Genomic DNA, 12,349 nt, shown 5'->3' with positions numbered 1-12,349 from the left:
CAATAGAACAGTAACAAGCTATTACCTCCCATATTTATAATTAATTCGTGCACTATTTATTTAATCTTTGAAGAAGCAATTAGACCTTTCAAAATTGGGATACCTGTACCAATTAGCACCACTGGCAAGAACCACCAGCCTAATCCTTCGATCTTTCCTAATGCAACAAGTACTATTTCACAAGAAATGATTGCAAATAAAATTAAACAAAAGTTTTTTACTTCATTGCATAATTTACGACTATTTAAATAAAATGCCTCAACGTTGCGCTCATTTAATCGTGCTGGATAATTATGCATATGTGGTGCTTTCTCGAGAAGCCCTAAAAATATCCACATAAAAATTCCGATACCTGGTAAAATTAATACTTCTATTTTCGAACCCCATCGGTCCACCTCGCCCTTAGCATTAAAATGTGCAGGTATTTCTTCTGGTAAATTACCCCATTGTAAAATAATAAATAAGATGGATACAGTAAATAACCCGCTACCAATAACGTCCAAAAATTTTTCAACCTTTGTTTTTGGTAATGTTAAGATTGGTCGATACATTGTCCCACATCCTTGGTTAACGTTTATGGTATGTATACGGTTGTTTCAACTTTTTAGTTTCAATTATTTATATGAAAAACATTACAGCTTAATACCATTCACTGTATTTTCATTCACTACTCACACAAAATAATACATAAATCTCCGCTTTAAGTAGTATAATCTATAACTTAATTCCCTCTTTATTTCATATTTTTTACTATGAATAAACTCATATTGCTTTTTAAAATCCATATAATCTGATATAAATGGTATATATACATATTTCACCTTTTTGTAACATTTCTACTAAAATTACTAGGAAAGGACTTTTCAAACATGCGATTTACGATTTATAAAAAATTAATTCTCGGTTTTTTTATAGTTATATTAGTTTTAATAGGCACGATTGCGCTAAATTTTAAACAACTTAATTCTGTAAATGGCACTTATCAAGATTTACTCGAAGAACAAACTAAAAAGTCTATTAGTATACAAGAACTAAGAGTACTTGCAAAACAAGAAATAGTTAGTATGCGTGGCTATCTTTTACTTGGCGATAAACAAAATCGCGAAGGTAATAAATCCGCTCGTGAAGAATTTAAAACAAAATCAGAAAGTTTAATGGCTACACTAGAATCCAAAAAATCAATTGAACTGTTAGAAGCCGTCAATAAAAGTGAGCAAAATGTTCAGCAATTTGCCGATCGAATGTTTTCATTAAAAGATGCTGGTGAAACAGAACAATATGAAAAATTAGATAGCACACAAGGACGTCTTATTTTAAAACAATTCGATGAGCGTGTTGAAAACCTTGCCAATTATCAAAGTGAAGCCGTAGAAGCAAAAATAGCTGCTACTTCAAAAGAGATTGATGCCATTAAGGTGCAAATGATTTTGCTTGGCATATTTGCCGTACTTATTAGTCTGATAATTGCAATGATTATGGGAACAATTATTTCTCGTCCTATTAAAGGTATGGCAAAGGCAGCACAAAAAATTGCTGAAGGTGATTTAACGGCTGAGCAAATTCGCATTAAAAATCGTGATGAAGTTGGTGATTTAGCATTAGCCTTTAATCAAATGGCCCAAAATTTAAAGAACTTGATTACCAATGTCAGTCAAAATACGGTGCAAGTAAGTGCCTCTGCGGCTGAATTAACAGCTAGCGCAGATCAAACTATTCAAGCGACTGAACAAATTACTTCTGCTATGCAAGAAGTGGCAAGTGGCTCTGAAGCCCAAGGAAAAAATGCAACTGAAAGCTCGCAAGCTATGAAAAACATGACGAATGGCATTCAACAACTAGCATCGACAACTGCTGCTGTTTCTGAATTGGCTATTGAAACCAATACTGAGGCAAACAAAGGAAATGATTCGCTTCAGCGCGTTATTTCACAAATGGATACAATTAATACAGCTGTCTTGGAATCTGCAACTGTTGTCAAAAAACTAGGAAATCATTCTGTAGAGATTGGCAACATCATTAGCATTATTACTGATATCGCTGAGCAAACTAATTTACTAGCGCTGAATGCTGCTATTGAAGCAGCTCGAGCTGGCGATCATGGTCGCGGCTTTGCAGTTGTTGCCGATGAAGTAAAAAAATTAGCTGAGCAATCGAAGAACTCTGCTGAACAGATTGCCGGTTTAATTTCTGAAATTCAACAGGAAACAAATCGTGCTGTCACTGTGATGGATACTGGTACACAAGAAGTTCAAGTTGGGATGAAGGTTGTTAAAGTGGCAGAGGAAGGCTTTTCAAAAATCGTTGACCTTATTGAGCAAGTTTCCAAACAAATACAAGAAGCAACAACTGTTTCAGAGGAAATGTCCTCAAGTGCTGAACAAATTTACGCATCCTTTGATGACATTGCGACAATTGCCCAAACGGCATCTTCGAACCTGCAAAATGTTGCTTCTGCTTCAGAAGAACAACTCGCAACAATCGAAGAGGTTGCAGCTTCTGCCGCTACTTTATCGACAATGGCAGAAGAATTACAATCACAAGTTTCAAAATTTAAAGTTCAATAGCAAAATTGTGTGGGTGACTGGCACCCACACAATAAGCCGCAACTGTCGCTGTCGCGCCGTTTGTTGCGGCTTTTTTGTGTCCAAGTCAGTGACTGACACTCAAACAATTTAACCTTTGGATTATTTCAATTACTGCTGTTTCTTCACTTGGCACTTGTAATGTTGCAAGCTGGCCTACTTCATGCGCTCCAACACAAACACTGTCTAATGCTTTTACAAACATGGAGGCATCATTTGCATCATTGCCAAAGGCGATAAACTGATTTTGTTCTACGCCTAATTTCTCCAAGCCTGTCCACTTATTAATTCCGCTTGGGCTTATATCTATTATGTTTTCAGATGCATGTTCATATATCGAAATCGGTAGCTTTTGTAGCTGCGCTAATATTTCTAAGTGATGTGCACCAGGGAATAATACAATTTTTACGATGTCCTTTAGCTCTTGCAATGTCACTTGTTTTGCTAGCTTGAGTGGATCTAAATTTTGATAGATTGGATGTGTCTCACTACCTGTAAAGGCATAATCCCAATCACCGTCCACTAAATAAGCTAATTGATAAGCCGTTATAATATGCTTAATATCTTCAACAATTTGTCCCTCGAATGCTACTATCTCTTTTATAGCCCCATTGACTGCAACAAATGCTCCATTACCTCCAACCATCGGAAATTTATGCATCGACTCGGGCAATATTGGTAACAAATCTCGAATCGGACGAGCAGAGGCAAAAATTACTTCATGTCCATTCTGTAGACAACTCTCTAATGCAGCTATAATACCAGCACTCAAAGGCTGACCTTTAAAACAAATCGTGCCATCTAAATCAAATACAAATTTCATTGTTTTACCTACTTTCGATGTATATAAAATCCCCCATATTATCTCATAAAATATACCTTTATTTGTTAAAAATAGCGTGTGAAAATCCGCTGATTCAAAACCTATTAGTACATTCCGTCTTTAAAACAGAAAACAAATAATTTTTAGAATATTGTTGACATACTGAAAATATCCACGTATTATAACTCTCAACAACACATTGTAAGCAAAGATTGGAAGTAGTAGAAATGCTCGTGTACTTGTAGAGAGCCGGTGGTTGGTGAAAATCGGTAGACACACATTTTGAACTCATCCATGAGCTACTCCCTGAACCTCATCGAATAAGGCATACGATGCTTAGTAAGTTAAATGCCGGTTTCAACGTAAGGGATGTCGGTTTCCACCGTTATTGGGATAGACAGTGATAGCTGTCGATAAGGGGACTTTTTCTTGAAAGAAAAGGTCAATTAGAGTGGTACCGCGAGCAATAACTCGTCTCTATATTTTGATATAGAGGCGGGTTTTTTTATTTTTTCATTAATTACAACAAAAGGAGTGTTTGAAAATGGGAAGAAAAATTTGGGTGTTTGATACAACTTTACGTGATGGCGAACAAGTGCCAGGGGCAAAACTAAACTTATACGAAAAAGTAGAGATTGCACAGCAACTCAAAAAATTAGGCGTCGATATTATCGAAGCTGGTTTCCCTGCTTCATCACAAGGTGACTTTGATGCTGTAAAAGCTGTCGCACAAAAGGTCGGCAATACGAATGACATTATGATTACAGCTTTAGCACGAGCAGTACAGGCTGATATTGATTCGGTGTACAACGCTGTAAAATATGCTGAAAATCCAATGATTCATATGGTACTTGGCACTTCTGATATCCATGTTGAAAAGAAATTCAGTAAATCGAAAGATCAAATATTACAAATTGGCGTAGATGCTGTGAAATATGCAAAAACACTTTTACCACAAGTGCAGTATTCAACAGAGGATGCTTCTCGCTCAGATTTTGAATACCTATGGAAAACGATTGAGGCAGTGATGAAGGCTGGCGCAACGATGATTAACGTACCGGACACTGTTGGATTTGCTGAACCTGAGGAATTTGGCGCTATGATTTACAAGCTGAATGACCGCATGAAAAATCTAAATGACAGTGTTTTACTAAGTGTACACTGTCACAATGACCTTGGAATGGCAACAGCTAACACACTTGCTGCTATTAAAAACGGGGCAGACAAAGTCGAATGTACAATCAATGGTATCGGGGAACGTGCCGGAAATGCCGCACTCGAAGAAGTTGTCATGGCATTGAAAACACGCAGCTCTATCTACAATGCAACTACGCGCATTAACACAAAAGAAATTATGAACACATCACGCCTTGTTTCTAGCTTTATGGGCTTAGATGTACAAGTGAACAAAGCCATTACTGGAGACAATGCATTTGCCCACTCTTCAGGTATTCATCAAGATGGTCTGCTTAAATCTCGCGATGCCTATGAAATTGTCCATCCTGAAGATGTAGGTTTGGATGATATGGAACTTGTTTTAACGGCTCGTTCAGGGCGCCATGCAGTAAAAAATGCACTGGAGAAGTTAGGCTTTTCAAATCTATCGAATGAAGAATTTGAAGGTATCTTTGACGGCTTCCTAAAATTAGCTGATGCCAAAAAAGAAGTTTACGACCACGACTTATATGTCATTGTAGAAAGTTATTATGAAAAGCATGACGCAAATCATGCCAATGCGACTCATTATAGTGAACAATTTTTTGACATTGTCGATTTACAAGTCGTCAGCAATGCAAGCTTCCCTTCTGCTAGTGTAAAAATCCGCAAAGGTGGCGAAGTATTAAAAGCTAGTGCAGTCGGGTCAGGCCCAATTGACGCCTTGTATTCTGCCATTGCAGATATTGTACAAATAGATGTAAAACTTGTGGAATACAATATTAACAGCGTATCTCGTGGTAAAGAAGCGCTTGGTAAAGTAAAAATTACAATTGAACACGAAGGCACGAAATATATTGCAAAAGCGGCAGATACAGATATTTTAAAAGCAAGTGCAATGGCTTATATCAATGCTATCAACAGCATTGTTGTAGCGAACTTAACACCCGTTACGAACTAAATTGTTTAGGTGTCAGGCACTCATACAATTCTCATACAATTCACATATGTTTTAAGGAAAAACCCATGGAGACTCCAGCGGAATCCACACAGAACATAAGCCGCCATAACTTCGCATTAGCGAGGATATGGCGGCTTATCGTGTGCCCGCGGAAGGTACAGTGCCAGTCACTCATACAATTCCAGTCCTCAAACAATTTTATTGACTGTCATTAACTAACTTTTGGTATTCTTCTTCAATTAGCCCTACATCAAGCCGTTCAAATAACGGTGTTACTTCGGTAATCCTTTTAGGTAGCTCTACTTGCTCATGCCACAGCAATTCGGTTATGCCTAACATGTCCCGAATTTTCTCTGTAGAGAACGGTAAAAATGGCTGTAGTACTTGACCTAAATTTGCAATCATATAAACGCATGTTGCGAGCGTTTGATGGCAATCATCCAAATTGTCCTTTACTTGTAACCATGGTTGCTGTTCGTCAAAATAGCGGTTGGCTGCGCGAATATATGCAAAAATCTCCTCTAACGCTTGTTTAAAATGCCCCGCTTCAATCGCCACACCGACATCACTAAACAATTGAATCGTTTGTTTCCTTACAGACCCATCGACATCCACCTGAGGCACTTGACCATCAAATGACTTCTCAATAAACTTCAACGTGCGATTGACAAAGTTGCCGTAAGCGCCTAGCAATTCTCCATTATGACTATAAATAAATTCTCGCCAAGAAAAATCAGTATCTCGGTTTTCCGGCGCATTCATTGTTAAAAAATATCGTATCGAATCTGCATCATAGCGACTTAAAATATATGGCACCCACACGGCCCAATTTTGACTCGTAGATAATTTTCGTTTTTCCAATGTTAAATATTCATTTGAGACAATATGTGTTGGCAATGCTTTTGCCCCAATACCCATCAAAATTGCTGGCCAAATAACTGTATGGAATGGAATATTATCTTTGCCATGCACATAGTAAGCAATGGTTTCTTCATTCCACAAATCTTCAAGTGCTCTATTGTGTTGTTTTGCCCATTCCATACTAGCTGTTAAATATCCTGCTACCGCTTCAATCCACACATAAATTTTCTTTCCTTCAAAGCCTGGAACGGGTACGTCAACTCCGTTCGGTAAATCACGGGTAACAGCACGATCTGGTACGCCTTCCGCTAAGTAACGTTCAGTTAAGCCTAGTGCATTGTCTCGCCAGCGTTTATCTGCTTTGGCTTCAGCTAAAAACGTTTCAAGTCTTCCTTGAAATTGACTAAAAGTAAAGTAAAAATGTTCTGTTTCTCGGATAACAGGCTCATTGCCACAAATTTTGCAACGCTTATCGATTAATTCGAGAGGATCTAAAATTTGTGAACAATTATCACATTGATCTCCACGTGCCTTCGCTCCGCAATTTGGACAAATACCTTCTACAAAGCGATCAGGTAAAAACTGTTTATCCGTTTCACAATAGGCCTGTTCAATCTTCTTTTTGTATAAATAATTATTTGCTAGCAGTTGTAAAAAAATAGACTGTACCGCATCATGGTGGTGCTTTGCATCCGTTCTTGTATACAAATCATACGTAAATCCTAAGTCATGAAAACATTGTGTAAATTCGTTATGATAATGGTTTGCGATTGCTTCTGTCGTCGTATTTTCCTGTGCAGCTCGAATTGAAATCGGCGTACCATTACAATCACTTCCTGAAACATACAATACTTGCTCACCTTTTTGTCGGTAATATCTAGCCAAAATATCACCTGGTAATAATGCAGCGATATGCCCTAAATGCAATGAACCATTCGCATAAGGCCACGCTCCTCCAATTACAATTGTCATCTTAAGTTACTCCCCTCAATCTTCCAAATTTCTTGTTATGCGGATAACATGTTTTCCTATCTTCATTCGGCGCTTATTAGAATTTTTCTCCTAATTTTTAGGATCTAACGCTTTTTGAAGATAAAAAAAACGCCCTAATCATGACTGATTAGGACGAGTATACCCGTGTTACCACCTATATTTACAAATAGCTCACACTATTTGCCTTAATCAGTACGTCTTGCATTTATATAAGAGATACTGCCGCTGTTGTAACGAGTGCCCACCTCGTCGTAATCTACTCGCAAAAAGCTTTCGGTACGAAGCTCAAAGGTCATTTTCAAAAGGGTTCATTTACCTCATTTCCACCAACAGAGGCTCTCTATTAAATGCTTGTCCAATTTACTTTTCCTTCTCAACGCTTTTATTATAGTTTGGCACTATTTTACTCTTTCCCCTTATGAAATGCAACGTAAACATTACGAGCTTGTTATAGATGGATGAAGAACAATGAAACATTTTTATAAAATAGTCGCTAGAGCAGATGGTATTTCCTGTAGATTATCTATCACAATATGTGCCTTTTGTAACTCGGATTCTTGAGCAAAATCAAAGCGTACACCAATTGAAAATAGCTGATTATCTCGTGCTGCTTGGATATCCGACGAACGATCTCCGACAACAGTGCCAGCTTGAATGGCGTTTGCTTCGATTACACTTCTTACTAAATCAGATTTATGACCACTTGGAATAGATTGAATACTATATGTTCCTTCGATAAAACGGTTCAGCTTATATGTTTCAACGATTGCTTGCAAGTACTCCTTTTGTCCGTTGCTCGCTATGTATAAATGATAGTCGTTTGCTAAAGTAGCGAGTGTTTGCTCTGCATTTGGATACAATGCTCCTTTGTCGTTTCGTATTAGCTCGATAAGCTTTTCATGAAATAAAACATTACTAGCTTCACGCACCTCTAATGTGTGCATAGGGCATAATGTTTCCCATACAACAGGCAATGCAACCCCCATAATTTCACGATATTGGGCAATGGGTGTCTCCCCCTGCCATAACCCCTTGGTACGTAGCACATCGAATGTCGCAGAAAGAGCCGGCTCCAAAATAAGATTTGTTTGAAATAACGTGCCATCCATATCAAATATAATTGCTTTTTTCATACTAACACTCCTTTTTTAATCATTGAAAAACTCCATATGCGTTTTTTCTTTTTTATAGTACTCTAAGCGATCCTGCAAAGTACCTGTATGGAATTCAAATTTATGACCATCGGGATCGGTGAAATAGATGGATTGTTTATCTTGCTCATCTCTTACTCTACCCTCTAAAATATTGACTTTATAATGTACAAGCTTTTCATAGATAGTATCAAAATCTTTTGCATCGATAGAGAAAGCAATATGTGTATAAGATTGATGAATTTCGTTACGCGGAATATCCGCTTCCTCATTTAACGCAAGCCATAGCCCATTTACATCAAAATAGGCTGTGCTTCTCCCTTTCACTAAAAGCTTCGCGTCAAAAATATGTTGGTAAAATGCTATCGATTGCTCTAGATTTGAAACAGAAAATAAAAAATGATTAATATTTTGTATAGCCATACTACATCTCCTCGAACAATCAGATAGCAACTCCGCAGCCATTGCGAAGTTGCTCCTTAACGTTTCTCTACTATTTCTTTCCCTTCTTTAACCCTTTCGCAATTTGCTTCCATTTACGTTGCTCATTCAGTTTTGCTTGCACATTCGTTTTCCGCTCAATAAAAGCAAGTTCTTTTTGCAATTTAAAATAGCTTTGTAAGCGTGATGGTTCAAGCGTTCCATCTAAAATGGCTTGCTGTACGGCGCAATGCGGCTCTTTATGATGAGTACAATCCCTGTAACGACATGCAGTCGCAAATTCTTCAATATCACGGAAACTAGAAGATAAACTTTCACTTTGATCCCATAATTGCAATTCACGCATCCCTGGCGTATCAATTAAGCAACCGCCACTCGGCAGTACAATTAATTCCCGATGTGTTGTTGTATGGCGACCTTTAGCATCATCTTCCCGTATAGCTGAAACTTTCATAAGCTCTTCTCCATTTAATGCATTCATTAAGGTAGATTTCCCCGCACCCGATGAACCGAGCAGTGCACCCGTCACCCCATCCGTAAAGAGCATCCGAATAGCTTCTATACCTTCACCTGAACGTGCACTAGTAACAAAAATATCTACTCCAAATGCGACATGCTCAACCTCACGTACCATGCTCGGTATATCCTCACATAAATCGGCCTTTGTTAGTACAACTACCGGCTTAGCCCCTGAATCCCAAGCAGCTACTAAATAGCGTTCTAAACGGCGAATATTAAAATCGGCATTTAAGCTCATGACAAGAAGAACGATATCAACATTTGACGCGACAATTTGTTCTTTTATTTCTAATCCTGCAACCTTGCGAGAAAAAACAGACTTGCGGTTAAATAATTTATGAATAATTGCCTTTTCTTCTCCCGCCATCTTCTCCACTAATACCCAATCCCCAACTGCTGGATAGTCTTCTCTAGCGAGCGATGTATACGCAAAATGCCCAGCGATTGTCGCTAACCATTCTCCTTCTTCAGCTAACACACGGTATGAATGTTTATGCTCCAAAGCAACCCTTGCAGGTACGCAATTTGCTAACTTTGTTTGCTCTTTAAATGCAGTGAATTGCTCTTGAAAATATGTTGAAAAACCTAAAGTTATTAAATTCAATTGTTATTCCTCCTAAATGTGTCTATCCATTACGCATCTAATGCGTTACAAACATAAAAAAACTTTGCAACTGCATTTCGGCAGTTACAAAGTTTCACAGGCACGTTTAAGGGAATACACAAATAGCCATTGCCACATAGTAGTATTTCACTCTACAAAGCAAGGTCAAATTGTATATTTTAGGCGTGTGAAATTGAACAAACCGAAATGCAGTTCGTTAAAAACGGCTCTATTCATCATGTCACATCACCTACTTCCAATTTAGTTATTTCCAATATATCTAATTTTTTCAAAATTGTCAAATTGATCTATCGAAGCATTTATGCCCTCCCTATCTGCATATAATGTACAAGACCCTTATTTACGAAGGAGATGTTGAATTGTCAAAAATTATTTCGATTAGTACATATCAACCACCTTACACATTGCAGCAAGCGAATGCAGAGGCGTTAACAAAGGAACTATTTTACGAAAAAATCCCCAAATTAGAGCGTTATTTAAAAGTATTCGATAATGGTGGCATCCAGACTCGCCATTTCTGTGTACCAGCCGAATGGCACCGCAATGAGCATACTTTCGAAGAGCGAAACAATCTGTATATAGCGTTAGCAACGCAATATAGTGTTGAAGTCATTCAAGCTTGTTTACAAAATGAATCATTTTTAAAAGCACCGATTTCTCCTAACGAAATAGATGCCATTATTTTCGTAAGTAGCACGGGCATTTCTACACCAAGCATCGATGCCAGAATTATGAATCAACTACCTTTTTCAGATCGATTAAAACGTATTCCTCTATGGGGGTTAGGTTGTGCAGGTGGAGCAGCTGGCATAAGTCGTGCCTATGATTATTGCAAAGCACATCCTCAAGCAAAGGTGCTTGTTGTATGTGTTGAACTTTGTAGCTTAACCTTTCAACAAAACGATTTTTCAAAAAGTAATTTAATCGGTGCATCCTTATTCGCAGATGGTGCAGCTTGCATACTCGTTTGCGGAGACGATGCAGCAATACAGACGAAGAAAGCAGTTCCTTCGATTGTTACAACTGGCTCGAAGTGGATGCCTGATTCAGAAAATGTGATGGGCTGGAATATAAAAAATAACGGGCTTCATGTCGTTTTCCAAAAAAGTATTCCAGCGATTATTACGAATTGGCTAGGCCCTTTCATTGAACAATTTTTAGTTGAACAACATCTTTTCAGCGAACAGCTCGATCATTTTATTGCACATCCTGGAGGTAAAAAGGTGTTAAAAGCCTATGAGGATGCGCTATATCTTTCTCAACAAAAGACCGACATTTCTCGGGAAATATTACGCAATCACGGTAATATGTCCTCGCCTACCGTATTATATGTACTCGAACAATTTATGTTAAACGAGGGGCAGATAGATGATATTGGGTTGCTTGTCGCCCTCGGCCCTGGATTCTGTGCGGAAGTTGTATTACTTAAATGGAGGGAGTAGTATGCTATTTTACTTTATTTTAATTCTTGTTATTCTACAAAGATTAACAGAGGTTTTTATAGCCAAACGCCATGAAAAATGGATGCTTGCAAAAGGTGCCTATGAAGTAGGTGAATCACATTATTCCTATATGGTTACCATGCATGTTAGTTTTTTTCTATTTTTGATTGTTGAAGTTGTTTCCAATAATTTTGGACCATCGCCCTTATTTCCGTTACTTTTCATATTATTCCTCTTAGTGCAAGCTTTACGTATTTGGTGTATCCGGTCATTAGGACCTTTTTGGAATACGAAAATTTTAATTTTACCAGGTGCAGAAGTTGTCAGGAAGGGACCCTATACATTTATGCGTCACCCTAATTATGCCGTTGTTAGTTTAGAAATTCTGCTACTGCCTATTATGTTTCAGGCTTATTTTACAGCATTTTGCTTTACGCTCTTAAACATTACAATGCTATCAGTAAGAATCCCAATAGAAGAAAAGGCATTACGAGATGCGACTGACTATAATCATGTATTTAAAAAGGATCTACCACAAAAGTAATGTGGTAGATCCAGTTTCTCCTACAGTAATTCCATGCATTATTACTAAATCCAGCGAGCCCGAACAATGCGCTTTTCATAGGCAAGCGCCGAGTCTCCTAGTTATTTTCTATGTGCAAGTTGATTGCCGTTACGGGTTGCTCGCTTTTTTGCGGGCGTGGCTTAAGCCTCCTCCTCCGCTTCACTACGTGCGGGGTCTTAAGGCTCACGCTGTTCCCGCAGGAGTCGAGCAACCCTTCACTTTGATTAAACG

At 38.1% G+C, this 12,349-nt stretch carries 10 protein-coding genes and 2 other annotated features; of the genes, 4 read left to right on the top strand and 6 right to left on the bottom strand.

All coding sequences use genetic code 11. The features are described from left to right. Positions 1–56: 56 nt before the first annotated feature. Positions 57–551 carry a DUF1648 domain-containing protein gene (locus C9J37_RS14165; RefSeq protein WP_107895861.1) on the bottom strand — a complete coding sequence of 165 codons (495 nt, stop codon included), beginning with the start codon at positions 549–551 and terminating at the stop codon, positions 57–59. Between the two features lie 318 nt (positions 552–869). On the opposite strand from C9J37_RS14165, the gene C9J37_RS14160 reads away from it, so the two are divergent. Then, the gene (locus C9J37_RS14160; protein ID WP_107895860.1) at positions 870–2,564 is read left to right on the top strand and encodes a methyl-accepting chemotaxis protein; all 1,695 of its coding nucleotides are present in this window, start codon (positions 870–872) and stop codon (positions 2,562–2,564) included. An 85-nt stretch (positions 2,565–2,649) separates the two neighbouring features. On the opposite strand, the gene C9J37_RS14155 is transcribed toward C9J37_RS14160, so the two are convergent. Next, positions 2,650–3,405 (bottom strand): HAD-IIB family hydrolase, encoded by a 756-nt coding sequence (locus C9J37_RS14155; RefSeq protein WP_107895859.1) that lies wholly within the window; start codon positions 3,403–3,405, stop codon positions 2,650–2,652. A gap of 199 nt (positions 3,406–3,604) precedes the next feature. After that, positions 3,605–3,887, top strand: a binding site (T-box leader). Between the two features lie 62 nt (positions 3,888–3,949). Between C9J37_RS14155 and C9J37_RS14150 the strand changes: the two genes are divergently transcribed. Then, complete coding sequence (locus C9J37_RS14150; protein WP_107895858.1) at positions 3,950–5,521, top strand: 2-isopropylmalate synthase; 1,572 nt, start codon at positions 3,950–3,952, stop codon at positions 5,519–5,521. A gap of 198 nt (positions 5,522–5,719) precedes the next feature. Here C9J37_RS14150 and metG read toward each other — a convergent pair whose 3' ends face one another. The 4 genes from metG to rsgA form a co-directional block, all read right to left on the bottom strand. Continuing rightward, on the bottom strand, positions 5,720–7,354 hold the full coding sequence (gene metG / locus C9J37_RS14145; RefSeq protein ID WP_107895857.1) for a methionine--tRNA ligase: 1,635 nt from the start codon (positions 7,352–7,354) through the stop codon (positions 5,720–5,722). A 146-nt stretch (positions 7,355–7,500) separates the two neighbouring features. Beyond that, positions 7,501–7,761, bottom strand: a binding site (T-box leader). Between the two features lie 93 nt (positions 7,762–7,854). Next, positions 7,855–8,508 carry an HAD hydrolase-like protein gene (locus tag C9J37_RS14140; RefSeq protein ID WP_107895856.1) on the bottom strand — a complete coding sequence of 218 codons (654 nt, stop codon included), beginning with the start codon at positions 8,506–8,508 and terminating at the stop codon, positions 7,855–7,857. 15 nt (positions 8,509–8,523) lie between these two features. After that, positions 8,524–8,949, bottom strand: coding sequence for a FosM family fosfomycin resistance protein (fosM, locus tag C9J37_RS14135; protein ID WP_107895855.1), 426 nt, complete (start codon positions 8,947–8,949; stop codon positions 8,524–8,526). Between the two features lie 70 nt (positions 8,950–9,019). Further along, on the bottom strand, positions 9,020–10,090 hold the full coding sequence (rsgA, locus tag C9J37_RS14130; RefSeq protein ID WP_107895854.1) for a ribosome small subunit-dependent GTPase A: 1,071 nt from the start codon (positions 10,088–10,090) through the stop codon (positions 9,020–9,022). Positions 10,091–10,470: 380 nt separating this feature from the next. Between rsgA and C9J37_RS14125 the strand changes: the two genes are divergently transcribed. Continuing rightward, positions 10,471–11,553, top strand: a complete 1,083-nt coding sequence (locus tag C9J37_RS14125) for a type III polyketide synthase (RefSeq protein WP_107895853.1) — start codon at positions 10,471–10,473, stop codon at positions 11,551–11,553. A 1-nt stretch (position 11,554) separates the two neighbouring features. Then, entirely contained in the window at positions 11,555–12,097 is a 543-nt protein-coding gene (locus tag C9J37_RS14120) for an isoprenylcysteine carboxyl methyltransferase family protein (protein ID WP_107895852.1), read from the top strand. Positions 12,098–12,349 lie beyond the last annotated feature (252 nt).

Origin of the sequence: Lysinibacillus mangiferihumi (genome assembly GCF_003049665.1) — a bacterium.
Lineage (GTDB): Bacteria > Bacillota > Bacilli > Bacillales_A > Planococcaceae > Lysinibacillus > Lysinibacillus mangiferihumi.
Note: the sequence above shows the minus strand (reverse complement) of the source record. Positions and strands in the feature narration are given on the sequence as shown.